Here is a 15,935-nt window from a genome sequence, read left to right on the forward strand (position 1 = left end):
CTTTAGAAAAATACTATCATGAGGTAGAACATTAGCAATCGGATCATAAATTCATCATTATACTTCATAAGGGGGATATGCGTGCTATGATTTTTGAGAACACGGGCCTCGTAGGATTGAAGAGTGATCTTCTCTATCTGGACGAGAGTGCGACAAAAGCTGGCTTCATCCGCTGGCAATGGGAATACTATCGCGCCACTTACGACTGCAAAATTGAAGACCCACAGGATGGTGGCGAATACTTTCTACGCATCAACACTCGCGCTGTCGAGGGGAAGCTGGAAAAGTCTGATGCCGTACTTGCAATTGAAGCCGTATACTTAGGTAAAGCAACCTTCCCTCATGGTCTGGATTATGAATCTCCGGTGCCAAAACCAGTATTGGACACTGCTGCTAAGCGAATTCTCGAATTAAAGCAGCTGCTTGAGGCTTGAGTAAAAGAAAGGGAACGACGAAACAAAAAGTCAGCCTGCCCAAAAGAGGAACACCCGATTTCCAACTACTTATCTTAACACTACTCCTTGTGGGTTTCGGTCTTGTCATGGTCTTCAGTGCTAGCTCTAGTTTGACTTTAGCAAGCTCGAAGTTCGGTAATGACCCTCTATATTTCATGAAACGCCAAATGATCTGGATCGTACTTGGTATCGTTGTTATGTTTGTAGCCATGAATATTCACTACAGTAAATTCAAGAAGTGGTATGTGCCTATCTTCATCATCACCGTTATCCTCCTGCTGATTGTAGCCTTCTCCGAAAGAATTAATGGCGCCAAGAGCTGGTTAAGTATCGGGAAGCTAGGGATCCAGCCTACCGAACTGGCCAAAATATCGATCATCCTGTATCTCTCCGCACTAATCACCAAAAAAGGTGAGCGGTTTAGAGATTTTCGTACAGGATATATCCCTGTAATGGTCATCGTGGGTATAGTTGCCGGACTTATTATGATGCAGCCAGACTTGGGCTCATGCCTTATTCTCGTAGCTACCAGTGGACTTGTCATTTATGCGGGCGGTGCCAGTATGAAGCATATCCTAGGTTCTATCGCACTCCTGGTGCTAGGTGTTGGACTAGTTATGGGGGCTAAAGCGGCGATTGATTCCCTATCCCCTGCATCCGACAAAGTAGCCGCCACACAGGACTATAGAAAAGGTCGTATCCAAGCCTTCTTAGATCCCTATCAGGATGCGGAAGGTGAAGGGTATAATATTATTCAGTCTTTGACCGCTCTCGGACAAGGTGGAGTCAACGGCTCTGGATTTGGCAAAAGCATTCAAAAGCTGGATTATCTTAAATATCCATATACCGACTTTATTTTTCCTGTGATTGGTGAAGAATTTGGCTTTGTAGGAACGGCATTATTTCTAATGCTATACTTGTATTTTATATGGCGAGGTATTCTAATCGCGTTACGGTGTAAGGACCCCTTTGGAACACTCGTCGGAATTGGGATTATGGGGCTCATTGCCATTCAGGCCTTTGTCAATATTGGCGGTGTAACGAAGACGATTCCACTTACCGGTGTAACCTTGCCATTTATCAGCTATGGTGGCTCCTCACTTCTCGTGAGCATGCTATCCATGGGAATTATGCTGAGCATTTCAAGAGAAACCAATCTTCCAGCTAAAGAGGAAGTAACGAAATCTGTAACTACGGTTAGACAAGTTCGTTCCCGGTAAGATTCATTAAACCGGATATGATGGAATATAAAAAAGCAGTCCAAGTTAAAGTTCTTGGACTGCTTTTTTGTGTACACATTCTTTGGTATTAGGCAATTTCATCATTTTTAAAGGCTACGCCTTCAACTTTGACATTAACTTCAACAATATGAAGTCCAGTCATGCTCTCCACAGCTTCGCGTACGTTCTGTTGAAGCATCCGGCACACTTCATGTATCGGAGTTTCATAGAGAACAATAATACGCAGATCCACTGCAGCTTCTAGCTGTCCCACTTCAACGGTAACGCCCTTTTGGACGTTCTTACCGCTTAGACGCTTCGCCCAGCCTTCTGACAGGCCCCCGGACATGGCTGCAATTCCTGGAGTCTCCAAAGCAGCCAAACCGGCAATTTTCGAGACGACGTCATTTGAAATTCGTATATTTCCCATTTCCAATTGAAGTTGTTCTGCCATGCCATATTCCCCCTTAACTCATTATCAATTATTGTAATTCCTAAACAGGCTAAAAAGCAAATCACTTTCTCGTTTTCTCGTTTACACTCAGGAATAATTTGGGTATATTATTTATTATTCATCCTGAATACATAGATTGGAGTGTAATTTACATTGAAAAAATGGATTTCACCAGCATTGCTGGTCATCACCTTTATCCTTAGTGCCATCGGCCATTATGCAGATTGGGACCACACGCTTCAGTTCGTTCTCTCTGCAATCGCCGTTGTGTTTGTGGCAGGATTTCTAGGCCGCGCCACAGAAAGTGTGGCTCATTATGCTGGACAGCGGTTAGGCGGCTTCCTAAATGCAACCTTCGGTAATGCCGCAGAGCTAATCATTGCCTTCTTCCTAGTTAAGGAAGGACTGTTCGACATGGTGAAAGCCAGTCTTACCGGCTCCATTATTGGCAATCTACTTCTTGTCCTAGGTTTAAGTATTTTCGCCGGTGGGATGAAGTTCAAAGTGCAGAACTTTAACGTAACCCTTGCCGGAATGAATGGTTCCCTAATGATCGTAGCGGTCATAGCCCTATTTGTTCCAGCTATGTTCTTCAACACCCATTCTATCACAGAGAAAGATACAGACGTGCTCAGTTTAATCGTTGCAGGGCTGCTCATAGCCTCGTACATGGCTTGGTTAATCTTCTCCATGATTACGCATAAGAAACATCTGGAGGACGTTACAGAAGCGGATAAGGGTGAGTCAGCAACTGAACATGCGCCTGCATGGTCTAGAAACAGATCCATCCTTTATCTAGTGCTTGCTACCGTAATGGTAGCCTTTGTGAGTGAGTGGCTGGTAGGGACGCTAGAAACACTAACTGAACGCTTTGGATTTAGTGAACTGTTTGTAGGTGCTTTTCTCGTGGCCATCATCGGTAATGCCGCAGAACATAGTGCAGCCATTATGCTTGCCATGAAGAACAAAATTGGTGCGGCAGTAGAAATCGCTGTTGGAAGCAGTCTACAAATTGCACTATTCGTAGCACCTGTACTTATCTTCGCCAGTTATTTCATGGGTGATACTATGGACATTGTGTTTACAACAATCGAAATTGTCGCCATTGGTGTCGCCGTCTTTATTGCCAAATCGATTACTCAGGATGGTTCGACCAACTGGTATGAAGGTCTATTACTGTTAACGGTCTACCTAATTCTCGGAGTCTCCTTTTATCTCGTATAAACGCTTCCCTATTCATTCTAATATTTCAACAAAAAAAAACGCACATGAGGACGATCTGTCCACATGTGCGTTTCTATAAATACATAAAGAAATTAGTTAAAATCTATTCTTTTGCTTTGTTATTCAAAGCCTCATAGAGTACTGCTAAATTCCGCTCCAGCTTACTCAGAACCATTTTACCGGTAATTTCTGGCACCAAACCTGCTCTAACCGCAAAATCGACCTCTCTTGAGAAACCGTACATTTGGGTATCCAGCACTTCCTCATAGAGAGGGCAGTAGCGTGTTGCCAGATTTTCCATCTGCACTTCAATAAGTTGCTGAATTTTATCGGCATCTTCTTGTAGAAGATTGATCGCTTTAAGATTAAATTGTTCCTGTAATTCCGACGAAGTCATGCCTCTTTCCCCCCCATGTCCAAAAGTTAAGCTGCTTTTACTATTTTACTTAATATTAGTCGAAATCGGATATCAATACAACAATTCTGTTTATACTAACCATTTATTTGAAAGAAGCAGCTATGTTGTACATACGGGACGGAGTTAGTTCCTCATCTATTTCTAGAAAAAACGCCCCACCGTAAATCGGTAGGACGTCTTTACTTACAACTATTACTCAGCTACAACTGTAAAGTTCAAACCGTGTTTAGCAAAAACTTCACTCATTGCCTTCTTAGCTTCTTCTGCATCTGTTCCGTGAACATGAAGCTCGTAGCTTTGGCTAGATACCAAAGTCGTGAACAAACCAAGGATACTCTTAACATCAATGTACTTGTTGTCAGCTTGAAGAACGATTGAAGAATTGAACTGGCCTGCCGTTTGAGCAATATCAACGATTGCTGCATTGTTACTGGACATAGAAATCCCTCCGCAACTTGATTATGAAACTTAAGTCATTTGTAATCATTTCTAATGATACCTTGAACGCGCTTACTTGTGCAAGGTGTTTTCTCACTTTTACATTTTATTTCAAGTTTTCAGGATTCAGACCTTCCAGTTCTGGGATCACGAAGATTCCATCCTTACGGATTAATACATCGTCAAAATAAATTTCCCCGCCGCCATAGTCCGGACGTTGAATCAATACAAGATCCCAGTGAATGGAGGATCTGTTTCCGTTATCTGTAACATCATATGCTTGTCCTGGTGTAAAGTGCAGGCTGCCTGCGATTTTCTCATCGAACAGAATGTCATTCATTGGGTGCAAAATGTAAGGATTAAAGCCGATGGCAAATTCGCCGATGTGACGTGCACCGTCATCTGAATTCAGGATTTCATTTAAACGAGCTGAGTCGTTACTTGTTGCTTCAACGATCTTGCCGTTCTCGAATTTAAATTTGATATTTTCGAAGGTCACTCCGTTATATACAGATGGTGCGTTATAGCTGATCGTTCCATTTACAGAATCACGAACTGGGGCGCTATAAACCTCGCCATCCGGAATATTTTTTTGCCCAGAGCATTTCTCTGCACCGATTCCTTTGATGGAGAACTTAAGATCTGTACCTGGACCCGAAATATGTACCTTATCTGTTCTGCGCATGAGATCAGCCAATGCATCCTGAGCCTTGTCCATTTTGGCATAATCCAAATTGCACACTTCGAAATAAAAGTCTTCAAAGGCTTCTGTACTAATATTTGCAAGCTGAGCCATACTCGCATTAGGATAACGTAATACTACCCACTTCGTATGCTTCACGCGCTGTTCACTATGCACGGGATGAGAATAAAGGGAGTTATACAATTTCATATTTTCTTCTGGAACATCGGACAGGTCATTTACATTCTCGCCTGCACGGATGCCGATATAACAATCCATTTGCTTCATCCGGTTTAAGTCAATTTCAGCCCATGTCTGAAGACTCTCGCGTGTCGCATATTTAAGCATGCTGCGCAGAACTGTACGATCTGTCAACTGCACAAAAGCATTGCCGCCGGCCTTGCCGATTTCCTCAACAACAGCTTTAATTAAATCTCTTTCGTTGCCAATCATTTCTACAAGCACGTTCTCACCTGGCTGGACATCTACGGAATAACCAACAAGGTTAGCCGCCAGCTTTTGAATTCTGGGATCCTTCATTGTGTACTCTTCCTTCCTCTGTCTGAAAAATAAGCATGCCGTTCTATTGTAGCACGCCCTTTATGGAGCGCAAGACCTGCAAAACAATGTAAAGATCAACGATAACCTGTGAAATCTACTTTAGACACATAAGTTTCATTTTCAGTATTATTCTTCATTTCACCGGAATAGCTTACTTTTCGATTCAAGGTAAGCCTTCTAGGCAGATTATGTTTTTTATCAACCGTTAGGTGGTAAACCGTTTCTACATTAGCTTGTTTCAGCTTTTGCTGTAATTCATTATTTTTCTTCTGCCATAGTTTCTCCAAAGCTCTTGTCACTGCCTGATCAGCCTCTGTGTTGTTCTCAGCGGATTCGGGAACTTTAGGTCGAAGGTTCTGCATTTCTTTCTCCAATTCAGCAGACAGCTGCTTTCTAGCCTCTGATGAGCTCAATTCCATTCGCAGCACACTTGTCCCTCTGCCAGCCCCAGCTTCCTCGGTTACACTCATCTCCATGGACTCAAGCTCCTCCAGTTGTTTCAGCGGATTAAGCGCAGGTAATGGATTTACTTCCCCCGAAGAATTTCCGGTGGTCTGAAGTTCCCATCTCCCCTCTTTTTTCTCTAACTGACTGTAGTAAGGTTTCAGAGGATAAGTTCTACTCTTTAAATCTTTAACACCACTAGTGGCTGTTTTTTGGGTCATGGACTTATCGGGAAGGAGTGTGTACAGTTTTACCTTTTTATGATCCTCCACTGTACCTCCATAGAACAATAAGGATTCGGGAACTGTCGTCCCCCCACGTGTCAGCATATTCGCCCCTTCAAAAACAACCTCGTCACTTCCTGCCATACCTGCCAACGCCAAACTTAAATCTTCCTTCGCAGGTTTGTCTCTTAAGACGCTACAGCCGCTGCATAACACGCAGTACAGTGTAAGAACTAAAGAGGCTCCCCCCTTCAGTAGTAATAGCTTTCTCACGGTCCTCAGACCTTTCTCGGAGTATTTGACTTATACAACCCACTTATAGGGTTCTCCCTTACTGCAAGCCTTATACCGCAATTAGAGCCAGAATAACTGTGCCTATAAAAAAGAACCCTTGAGGCTTGCCTCAAGGGTTCTTCGCAGTGTTATTGTTTTCTTTAGTATCAACGACAACTTGGTTACGACCATTATGCTTAGCTTTATACAGCGCCATATCCGCTCGATAGAACAAAGACTCGACACTTACTCGATCATCCATCCAGCTCCACTCCGCTATACCGCAGGATACAGTTACACTAGGTTCGGTTTCTTCCATGACCCGCCTGCGTATACGTTCGGCTACAAAGCCTGCCTGCTCCACGCCCATCAATGGTAAATAAACAGATAGTTCCTCTCCACCCCACCTCGCGGCAATATCGCCTTGACGGATGGAGGACTTCACAATTTCACTAACCTCTTTTAGGATCTTATCGCCTTTTTGATGACCGTAGGTATCATTTACAATCTTGAACTGGTCAATATCCACAACAATTAAACAACCGCAAAAGTCCTTTGACTGTCTTTCTTTTATCTCTTCGTCCAGATAATGACGAGCATAAAGTCCAGTTAGGCTGTCTCTGTTCGCAAGACGTCTGACTTCAGCGTGTAGTCTGGCGTTCCCTACCGCTAGTCCAATATGCCCCGCCATCGCCTGCAGCAACCTATAATTATCATATGAAAAATAATGCGAATCTCGATGTGCCAACATAATCGCACCTCGTACTTCACCACCCACGCTAAGAGGTGTGGCAATCAGCGACTGTGAACCGGTAGCATTCATTAGCCGGGAAGTTGTCTTTGGATTATCGATGTAGTCAGACATGATCAGTGATTCTCCTGTGGAATATACTTTTCCACCTAGACCTACTCCTACTTCTAAAATTTCGTTCTGCAAAGAGGGATGGTTGCAGGCAATAGCTTCCAGCCCACCCTTTTCCTCATTCATATGTAAGATACAGCAGTAATCTGCACCAAACATTTCAAGTAACTCTTCAAACGCAAATTGAAAAATATCGCCTAAACGCAAGCTTTGATTCAGACGTTGGGTAAGCTCATTACTCATGCGGAGCTCGCGAATAAGCTGATTGGAACGCTCATATAGCTTGGCATTCTCAAAAGCAGTCCCTGCCGTATCCGCTACCATGGTTAGAAACCGTAAATCAACGTCTGGAAAGATTGGATTATCCATCACCATATGGAATACCCCATAAACCCCCTGCTTTCCACCTAACGGAAGACCAATCTCTACATTACGATGATCTTCATCACTAGTGTGCAGTGCAACACGTCCATCCTTAAACGCCCTAGCACAGACGTCATCACTGGACATGTGGAATGGTAAGGGTTTGACCTGCGGATGAGTGCTGCGGTGATCTTGAGACATAAACAGCTCGAGTCTGGCTCCTGGATACATCGCAGAGATGCTATCTATGACCTCCGAAAGTACAGCATCCACATCAATGTTATCATGCATTCGCTGGACAATCTGAAATAACAAAGAACGGCGATTGCTTTCACGTTCAGCATGGATATGGTTACTTGCAAGATCAGCTACAAATATATGTTCAAACTTATGATAGAGACAGGTGCGGTAATGCAGCGACATAGCTTGTGCGATATCTCGCCCACCCATATTATATTGTTGTATAGGCATACAACAGCCCAGAAAAGCAAAAATTTCATTGTCGACGCGAGTAATCAGCGGAATGGTTAAAAAACTCAGGTCCTTGCCCTCCACAGTTAACTGAACTGTAGAGATTGTTCCTGAGATCAAGCTAGAAGCCGCCGCCTGTTCCCACTGCTGTCTCCATAGTTCATGATGATCCCATATGTTGCTTAAGTACTTACCTTCAAAATTCAACACAGACCATTCCCATGATTTGGAGAACGGAAGAACATCGAGCCCACCAAACCATTCTTTAAAACTGTCTGCAATTAGATTTTCTAGATAAGGGAAGTCATGGGTTACAATTTCCGTTTCCCTAAGCCAGGCGGAGGGATCTTCGGAATCTCTACTAGCGCGTATGTTGTCCTGTAACGGCATACGACTGTCTTTATGGGCGTATGCTTTCTGCTCTGACATAACGAAGATCCCCTTTGCATCTCGATTAAGAAAACTATCTTCCCTAGTAACAACAACAACTAATTAACTATATTTTACTCTCTTTCTTTGTGTATTGCATTATATTTTCATCATTTCCGGGACTTTTTTTTAGGACCAAAGAACTATCGACAAAGATTGACAAAAACTCTTTTAATATACGCTTGACTTTATATACTGTATTCATATAATATTTATTGTTGAACAAGACTGTAACAAGTCTTAATTGGGCGTAACGTTGTGTCACCCTCACGCATTTCGTTACTACCAGGGCAGCGGCTGAACTTCCCTGGCAGTGTGGAAGCCATTAATGCTAATCACGGATACGAAATGCGGCGCAAATAGGCCCTACCCTGAAATTTCAATTATAAAGGAGTCTACTATAACATGGCACGTTACACCGGACCTAAATTCAAACTCAGCCGCCGTCTGGGCATTTCCCTTAGCGGTACAGGCAAAGACCTGAAACGCCCTTTCCCACCAGGACAACACGGCGCTAACCAACGCAGAAAAGTAAGTAACTACGGAATGCAGCTTTTAGAAAAACAAAAACTGCGTCACATGTACGGCTTGGGAGAGAAGCAATTCCGCACACTCTTCACTAAAGCACAAAAACTTCCAGGTCTTGCGGGCGAAAACTTCATGTTCTTGCTTGAAAGCCGCTTGGACAACCTAGTTTACCGTCTTGGATTTGCTAACTCCCGTGCTGGTGCACGTCAGTTGGTATCCCACGGACACGTAACTGTAAACGGCAAAAAAGTCGACATCGCTTCTTACCGTGTAAGCTTGGGCGACGTTATTGGTCTTCGCGAGAAGAGCCAAAGCATGGCTTCCATCAAAGAAGCTCTTGCTAACCGTTCCCACCTTCCAGCTTACCTGGAATCTGCTGAAGGATCTTTCGAAGGTAAATTCATTCGTTTGCCAGAACGTTCCGAGCTTTCCCAGGATATCGATGAGAAACAAATCGTCGAGTTCTACAACCGTTAATATCTCGCTTATAGCGAGTATGACCAAAGCCTCCGGATTTATCCGGAGGCTTTTTGTTATTCTAATAGGGTATCGACACTCCGAATGCATTCAAAATCGCCAAATTGTGCTATAATAATTCCGTTAAAAGGAGGAATTATCATCGATGGTTCAAGAGAACAAGAAAAAAAACGTAAAGAAGCCTTCACCCCGCAGATCTGGGCTTAGCAAGTTCGGTTCTGTAGTTAAGTGGATGTTTATTCTTGGCATAATAGGCATTCTATTCGTCGGTGGTGCAGCAGCAGGATATGTCACTTCCATGGTGAAGGATGAGCCTGTTCGCTCCGAGGAAATGATTCAACAGCAAGTCAGCCAAAATTCTATCACCGGATTCGCATACTTCCGTGATGGTGCACCGATCGGCCAGCTTCGTACAGAAGAAGACCGAAGGCTCATTGAATACAACGATATCCCCCAGATTATTATTGATGCAGTTCTCGCTATTGAGGACAATAATTTCAATGAGCATAATGGCGTGGATTTCAAAGGCACCTTACGTGCCGTCAAACAAAAGTTATTAAATGAATCCGTTCAGACCGGAGGCAGTACACTTACTCAACAGCTCGCTAGACGTGTATTCCTCAATCTAGATCGCACAGAAGATCGCAAAGCAAAAGAAATTCTACTCTCGCTTAGACTAGAGCGTTTTTTGACCAAGCAAGAGATTTTAACGGCTTATCTGAACAAGGTTCCGTTTGGTAATGGTTCGAATGGCTACAACGTATTTGGGATTAAAGCTGCATCCAAAGGTATATTCGGTCTGGATGATCTAGACAAGTTGAATATTGCCCAAGCGGCGTATTTGGCCGGTCTTCCACAGCTCCCATCCAAATATTCGGCCTTCAATGGCGTTGGAGAATTTAACGAAAAGGCGTTCAATAGAGCTATAGACCGTCAACAGCTTGTACTGCGTCGTATGCTAGAGGAGAACAAAATCACTACCTCTCAGTATGATGAAGCTCTTAAATTTGATATTAAGAGTTCTCTTGCTCCTCACACCAAGAAAGCCTACGCTACATATCCATACTTAATGCTGGAAACCGAGCGTAAAGCGGCTGAGATTATTCTGTCACTAAATGAAGAGAAAAACGGTACAACTGATACTGCTAGCTCTAGTGATGATACCGTACTTCTTGAGGAAGCAAGACAACAGTTAATGACCGGTGGTTACCGAGTCTACACCACGATTGATAAGAAAGTATACAGTGCAATGCACAGTATTTCCGAAGATAGTAATAATTTCACCAAGGACAGCAAAACAAAAGGTATCGAACAGACGGCTGGCATGTTGATCGACAACAAGACCGGAGCCATTCTCGGTATGATTGAGGGTCGCGATTTTAATGTCGAGCAAATGAACTACGCAACCCAAATGATCCGGCAGCCTGGTTCTACGATGAAGCCGATTTCAGCATACTTACCTGCCTTGGATGCAGGACTGATTCAACCTGCTGGGATCTTGGACGATGCTCCAATCATTTTGAAGGATGGTGGAAAAGGCTTCCATATCCCTAAAAATGCTAACAATCGTTATCAAGGCTTAGTTACTGCTCGCTATGCGCTTAATAAATCCCTCAATATACCGGCGCTTAAACTGTTTAACGAGAAGGTCGGAATAGAGGATGCTTGGGCCTTTACTAAAAAGCTAGGGATTACTACCCTCACCGAAGATGATTACAGCGCGCAAACTGGGGTTATAGGTGGTCTTCGATACGGTACCTCTGTTGAAGAATTAACCAATGCCTATTCCGCCATTGGCAATAAGGGAGCATTTAATGATGCTTACATGATCGAGAAGATTGTGGATTCGGAAGGCAAGATTGTTTACCAGCACAAGGTTAACCCTGAACAAGTATTCTCTGAGCAAACTGCTTATCTAATGACCGATATGCTGCGTACAGTAATCACAGAAGGTACTGCAAGTACAGTAAGAAGAGATTATAAACACTTTAAAGATGTTCCGATTGTAGGTAAAACTGGCTCCACTCAGAACTACGGAGATGTTTGGTTCATGGGCTACACACCTGATGTCACACTTGGCATGTGGGTTGGTTATAAAGAACAAATCAATACCCTTACAGGAGATACACAAAAACGACAAGCACAGACCTTATGGGCTAAAGTCATGAATGCTGTTATTGATAAGCAGCCCGACTTGTTTGTTACAGACAAATTCACACAACCTGAAGGAATTACCAAAAAGACAGTTTCCGCATACAGCGGTAAACTGCCAACGGATCTGACAGACAAATTCACAACGGATATATTCAATGTGAAATATGTACCTACTGAGCGCGACGATGGGATTTCCAAAGCCAAGTATATTACTTACAATGGCGTCAATTATATCCCGCTCGAAGGTACACCAGAGGATTTCCTGAAGGAAAAAATCGTAGTCAAACGTGATAAACCAATCCAGGAATTAGTTAAGGAGCTCTTGGCAGCCTTCCCTAAGATGAAGGATCATAAATCGCTGGAGTATTATATGCCAGCTGATGCTAAGACAGATTTCCCTACTGAAGTCGATCCACGCGTGGACGATGGCACTGCCCCTACTGCTCCTGGGAATGTTAATGTCTCATATAGTACTGGGAAAGCTGTGATCACCTTCTCCCCAAGTGGCTCTGCAGATGTAGTAGGATACCGCTTATATCGCTCTTTAAACGGTGGGTCTTTCCAGAAGCAAGCTGTAATCATGGCTGACGAGAATAAGTCGTTCTCTCCAGGAACGCCTGCGAGTGCCAATGCAATATTCTATGTTACTGCCGTTGATGTCGCAGGTAATGAGACGTCTTCTGGTAGCGTTTCTGGAGGTGTTACACCAACACCGGAAGCAACACCAACTCCGGATCAGCAACCGGAGACAACGCCTCCTACAGACTCTGAGAGCACTCCAGGAGAGGATATTGATGTTCCAGGAACCATTCTACCCACTCCTACATCAACGCCAACTGGCGAAGGTAACAGTAACGGAAACAGTAATAGTGGAACAGCCGGTAATACGACTGGAAACCATTAATAAGTAGTCATTAGAATAAATCCACACAGTAAAACACCGTTCCCTTGAATTCATAAGGGAACGGTGTTTTTTATAATCCAATCTAATCCTCTATCGTTGATAAATCGCCAGTCGGGAGGTGAAGCTCCCAAGCCTTTAATACACGCCGCATAATTTTACCAGATCGTGTCTTAGGAAGCTTATCCTTAAATTCAATCTCTCTAGGTGCAGCATGTGCAGACAGTCCGGCTTTAACAAATGCCGCGATCTCCTCTTTGAGAGCAGCAGTAGGAGTATAGCCTTCCCTGAGCGAGATAAACGCCTTAATAATTTCTCCCCGCACAAGGTCTGGTTTACCAATTACGCCCGCTTCTGCCACAGCTGGATGCTCTACCAATTTACTCTCCACTTCAAAGGGTCCAATACGCTCACCAGAAGAGTTGATAACGTCATCAATCCGTCCTTGGAACCAGAAATATCCATCATCATCCATATATGCGGAATCACCAGAAATGTACCAGCCAGGAATACGGAAATACTCCTCATACTTCGTCTGATTGTTCCAGATCGAATTCATCATGGATGGCCAAGGAGTCCGTATCGCAAGATTACCCATAGAGAATGGCGGAAGAACATTGCCTTTATCATCTAGAATCGCCGCTTCAATACCCGGTAACGGACGACCCATAGAGCCTGGTTTGATATCCATTCCAGGATAGTTGCAGATCAGCTGCGCCCCCGTCTCTGTCATCCACCAAGTATCATGAATGCGCTGATTGTAAAATTTATCTCCCCACCGTACTACTTCAGGATTTAACGGCTCTCCAACAGACAGGACATGGCGCAGGCTGCTCAAATCAATCCCCTGAATAGAACTCTCTCCTGCACCCATCAACATACGAAACGCTGTAGGTGCACTGTACCAAACACTAACTTTATTTCGTTCAATCGTCTTGTACCAATCCTGAGGGCTAAACCGCCCCCCTCTCACAACATTCGTTGCCCCATTTAACCATGGAGAAAATATTCCGTAAGATGTTCCTGTCACCCAGCCCGGATCTGCTGTACACCAGTAAATATCATCCGGTCGTAGATCCAGCACCACTCTACCTGTATAATAATGTTGAATCATTGCTCTTTGTACATGATAAACGCCTTTAGGTTTTCCCGTAGAACCAGATGTATAATGCATGATAAGGCCATCGTCCAGGTCGAGCCATTCCAAATCGAGATCAGAAGATGCGCTAGCCATCTCCTCAGTGAAGCCTAAGTTACCTTGCTCGATATCAGTGGTACCGCCTACTAGAAAAATATGACGCAAATTCGGAAGCTCATCTCGTTTTACACGATGAAGTAGTTCAGGCGTAGTAACTAAAGCAACGGCACCGCTATCTTCCAGCCGGTCCTTAACTGCTGTCTCCATGAAGGCTTCGAACAGAGGGCCTGCTATTGCCCCAATCTTCAAAATGCCTAGTAAACTAAAATATAGTTCCGGTTGACGAGGCATAAAAATAAATACCCGATCTCCCTTACCGATACCATATTTACGCAATACATTTCCGAACCGATTCGACCGTTCCTGCAGATCGGCAAATGTATAGGATTCATCCCGCACCGCATCACTGTAGAGCAGGGCCGTTGTCGCTCCCCGTCCTTCTTGAACGTGGCGATCCACTGCTTCATGTGCCATATTTACTTTGCCAGTGTCATACCATGAGAAGTTACGTTCAACATCCTCCCACTTAAAATTGGCTACTGCCTGGGTGTAATCAGACATATTGGAGCTCTGCACACGGCCAGGCAAAATTTCGCTATGGACTTGACCCATCACTCTTGCCTCCCTCACTCGTTTGATTTAAGCTTTAAGGGTAAGACTCTTCTCTTAGATAATGATGTCAATGCAATGAATGTGAATTTTTTATGTCTGAATTAGTATATCATAGCAAACGTTTACATTCCATATTTTATCATCTGAAAGGAGCGCGGCTATGGAACATCGAAAAATCCCTGTTTCCCATACACTTTCATATAAAGGTAGAACAATTACAGTAAGCGGCCCCCGATCTCCAGAGGACCTAGAAGCCCTCCACATGCATCTTGATCTCGATGCCTTCCGTAAGCCGATAGAACAGAAAGAAGCTCTTGTAGAGATTGCTAGCTTGGCAGAAGGACGTATAATTACAGCTGTAGAGAATGACACTATTGTAGGCTATGTAACCTTTCATTATCCGGATGAAATGGAGCTGTGGTCACAGGGTGGAATGATGGATCTAGTTGAGCTTGGGGCTATTGAGGTGAGTAATGATTATAGGGGAGCCGGACTTGGCCGGCTGCTGATTTCCACTGCTTTTGAGCAGGAGCAATTGGAGAATTGTATTGTCTTCACAACAGAGTATTATTGGCACTGGGATTTAAAAGGAAGCGGGCTTGATGTATGGGCTTATCGTCAAATGATGGAGCGACTAATGAAAACAGTAAATATGGTTTGGTATGCTACGGATGATCCCGAAATCTGTTCACATCCAGCGAACTGTCTAATGGTTCGTATAGGACAAGAGGTACCCATGTCCTCACAGGAGACCTTTGACAGGGTACGCTTTAGACAGCGCTTTATGTACTAAATAACTATTAGAGGTGCTGCAGCATAAATTCTAGTATAGAATGTGAGCGATGTGAGGCTTCCACCGTGAATTGCTTAAAATTCACCTCTGCTGACCCATCAGACTTATCTGACATCGAACGAATAATAACAAAGGGAGTGGCGTTCATCTCGCATACTTGAGCAACCGACGCCCCTTCCATTTCCACACATGCTCCATCCAATTCCTCTCTTAATTTAGCTACAATCTCCGCATTAGAAATGAATTGATCCCCTGAAAGCACCTTGCCGACCAAGTACTTTTGGCCTAGCTCGTTGCACGCCCTCTCAGCAAGTTGTACCAATGCAGGGTCTGCCTGAAAAATGGAATTTTCCTGATAAGGTATTTCGCCTCTTGAAAACCCAAGCGCCGTAGCATCCATATCATGCTGTACACAAGTAGACGATATTACAATATCTCCAATATTCAATTCAGGGTGCACAGCTCCAGCAACCCCAGTAAACAACACACGTGATACACCAAAGGAATGGATTAGAATTTGTGTCGTAACCGCAGCATTCACTTTGCCTACCCCAGATTTACAGAGCACTACCGACTTTCCTAATATATTTCCTATGTAATAATGAATTCCTGCTTTGACTTTCGCCTCCTTATTCTCCATCCCTTCCAGCAAAAGCTTAATTTCTTCATCCATTGCACCAATTAATCCGATAATTTCACGCAAAGTCAACGCCTCCTTCGAAGATTTTTCTCTGTAAAAAAGCATAAAAAGCTC

At 43.8% G+C, this 15,935-nt stretch carries 14 protein-coding genes; 6 read left to right on the top strand and 8 right to left on the bottom strand.

Annotated features, from left to right (window positions below):
* The first annotated feature begins 86 nt into the window (after window positions 1–86).
* Window positions 87–434 (top strand): YugN family protein, encoded by a 348-nt coding sequence (locus NSS67_RS21500; RefSeq protein ID WP_339315632.1) that lies wholly within the window; start codon window positions 87–89, stop codon window positions 432–434.
* Entirely contained in the window at window positions 431–1,675 is a 1,245-nt protein-coding gene (gene ftsW / locus NSS67_RS21505) for a putative lipid II flippase FtsW (protein ID WP_339315633.1), read from the top strand. Before NSS67_RS21500 ends, ftsW begins: the two co-directional genes overlap by 4 nt.
* 88 nt (window positions 1,676–1,763) lie before the next feature.
* Here ftsW and NSS67_RS21510 read toward each other — a convergent pair whose 3' ends face one another.
* Window positions 1,764–2,129: an Asp23/Gls24 family envelope stress response protein gene (locus NSS67_RS21510; RefSeq protein ID WP_042126837.1), complete on the bottom strand. Its 366-nt coding sequence runs from the start codon at window positions 2,127–2,129 to the stop codon at window positions 1,764–1,766.
* Window positions 2,130–2,282: 153 nt separating this feature from the next.
* On the opposite strand from NSS67_RS21510, the gene cax reads away from it, so the two are divergent.
* The gene (gene cax, locus NSS67_RS21515) at window positions 2,283–3,353 is read left to right on the top strand and encodes a calcium/proton exchanger (protein ID WP_339315634.1); all 1,071 of its coding nucleotides are present in this window, start codon (window positions 2,283–2,285) and stop codon (window positions 3,351–3,353) included.
* 103 nt (window positions 3,354–3,456) lie between these two features.
* Here the strand turns inward: cax and NSS67_RS21520 are convergent, their stop codons facing one another.
* The 5 genes from NSS67_RS21520 to NSS67_RS21540 all read right to left on the bottom strand — a co-directional run bounded on the left by NSS67_RS21520 (window position 3,457) and on the right by NSS67_RS21540 (window position 8,518).
* On the bottom strand, window positions 3,457–3,750 hold the full coding sequence (locus NSS67_RS21520; protein WP_313641594.1) for a YlaN family protein: 294 nt from the start codon (window positions 3,748–3,750) through the stop codon (window positions 3,457–3,459).
* A 213-nt stretch (window positions 3,751–3,963) separates the two neighbouring features.
* On the bottom strand, window positions 3,964–4,209 hold the full coding sequence (locus tag NSS67_RS21525) for an HPr family phosphocarrier protein (protein WP_042126831.1): 246 nt from the start codon (window positions 4,207–4,209) through the stop codon (window positions 3,964–3,966).
* A gap of 106 nt (window positions 4,210–4,315) precedes the next feature.
* Window positions 4,316–5,431, bottom strand: a complete 1,116-nt coding sequence (locus tag NSS67_RS21530) for an aminopeptidase (protein WP_339315635.1) — start codon at window positions 5,429–5,431, stop codon at window positions 4,316–4,318.
* Between the two features lie 95 nt (window positions 5,432–5,526).
* Entirely contained in the window at window positions 5,527–6,393 is an 867-nt protein-coding gene (locus tag NSS67_RS21535) for a hypothetical protein (protein ID WP_339315636.1), read from the bottom strand.
* Window positions 6,394–6,523: 130 nt separating this feature from the next.
* Window positions 6,524–8,518 carry a diguanylate cyclase gene (locus NSS67_RS21540; RefSeq protein WP_339315637.1) on the bottom strand — a complete coding sequence of 665 codons (1,995 nt, stop codon included), beginning with the start codon at window positions 8,516–8,518 and terminating at the stop codon, window positions 6,524–6,526.
* A 405-nt stretch (window positions 8,519–8,923) separates the two neighbouring features.
* Between NSS67_RS21540 and rpsD the strand changes: the two genes are divergently transcribed.
* On the top strand, window positions 8,924–9,523 hold the full coding sequence (rpsD, locus tag NSS67_RS21545; RefSeq protein ID WP_339315638.1) for a 30S ribosomal protein S4: 600 nt from the start codon (window positions 8,924–8,926) through the stop codon (window positions 9,521–9,523).
* 145 nt (window positions 9,524–9,668) lie between these two features.
* Window positions 9,669–12,581, top strand: a complete 2,913-nt coding sequence (locus NSS67_RS21550; protein ID WP_339315639.1) for a transglycosylase domain-containing protein — start codon at window positions 9,669–9,671, stop codon at window positions 12,579–12,581.
* A gap of 82 nt (window positions 12,582–12,663) precedes the next feature.
* On the opposite strand, the gene acsA is transcribed toward NSS67_RS21550, so the two are convergent.
* Window positions 12,664–14,388, bottom strand: a complete 1,725-nt coding sequence (gene acsA, locus NSS67_RS21555; protein WP_339315640.1) for an acetate--CoA ligase — start codon at window positions 14,386–14,388, stop codon at window positions 12,664–12,666.
* A 160-nt stretch (window positions 14,389–14,548) separates the two neighbouring features.
* Between acsA and NSS67_RS21560 the strand changes: the two genes are divergently transcribed.
* Window positions 14,549–15,181: a GNAT family N-acetyltransferase gene (locus NSS67_RS21560; protein ID WP_339315641.1), complete on the top strand. Its 633-nt coding sequence runs from the start codon at window positions 14,549–14,551 to the stop codon at window positions 15,179–15,181.
* Between the two features lie 7 nt (window positions 15,182–15,188).
* Here NSS67_RS21560 and NSS67_RS21565 read toward each other — a convergent pair whose 3' ends face one another.
* Window positions 15,189–15,884, bottom strand: a complete 696-nt coding sequence (locus tag NSS67_RS21565; RefSeq protein WP_339315642.1) for a 5'-methylthioadenosine/adenosylhomocysteine nucleosidase — start codon at window positions 15,882–15,884, stop codon at window positions 15,189–15,191.
* Window positions 15,885–15,935: the final 51 nt, after the last annotated feature.

The organism is Paenibacillus sp. FSL R10-2734 (assembly GCF_037963865.1).
In the GTDB taxonomy this organism is placed as follows: domain Bacteria; phylum Bacillota; class Bacilli; order Paenibacillales; family Paenibacillaceae; genus Paenibacillus_AQ.

What these genes read in the sequence shown, in the direction of transcription:
- rpsD (WP_339315638.1), top strand. Translation starts at nt 8,924, where the DNA reads ATGGCACGTTACACCGGACCTAAATTCAAACTCAGCCGCCGTCTGGGC.
- NSS67_RS21550 (WP_339315639.1), top strand. Translation starts at nt 9,669, where the DNA reads ATGGTTCAAGAGAACAAGAAAAAAAACGTAAAGAAGCCTTCACCCCGC.
- NSS67_RS21560 (WP_339315641.1), top strand. Translation starts at nt 14,549, where the DNA reads ATGGAACATCGAAAAATCCCTGTTTCCCATACACTTTCATATAAAGGT.
- NSS67_RS21520 (WP_313641594.1), bottom strand. Translation starts at nt 3,750, where the DNA reads ATGACTTCGTCGGAATTACAGGAACAATTTAATCTTAAAGCGATCAAT.
- NSS67_RS21500 (WP_339315632.1), top strand. Translation starts at nt 87, where the DNA reads ATGATTTTTGAGAACACGGGCCTCGTAGGATTGAAGAGTGATCTTCTC.
- NSS67_RS21540 (WP_339315637.1), bottom strand. Translation starts at nt 8,518, where the DNA reads ATGTCAGAGCAGAAAGCATACGCCCATAAAGACAGTCGTATGCCGTTA.
- NSS67_RS21510 (WP_042126837.1), bottom strand. Translation starts at nt 2,129, where the DNA reads ATGGCAGAACAACTTCAATTGGAAATGGGAAATATACGAATTTCAAAT.
- acsA (WP_339315640.1), bottom strand. Translation starts at nt 14,388, where the DNA reads ATGGGTCAAGTCCATAGCGAAATTTTGCCTGGCCGTGTGCAGAGCTCC.
- NSS67_RS21525 (WP_042126831.1), bottom strand. Translation starts at nt 4,209, where the DNA reads ATGTCCAGTAACAATGCAGCAATCGTTGATATTGCTCAAACGGCAGGC.
- NSS67_RS21530 (WP_339315635.1), bottom strand. Translation starts at nt 5,431, where the DNA reads ATGAAGGATCCCAGAATTCAAAAGCTGGCGGCTAACCTTGTTGGTTAT.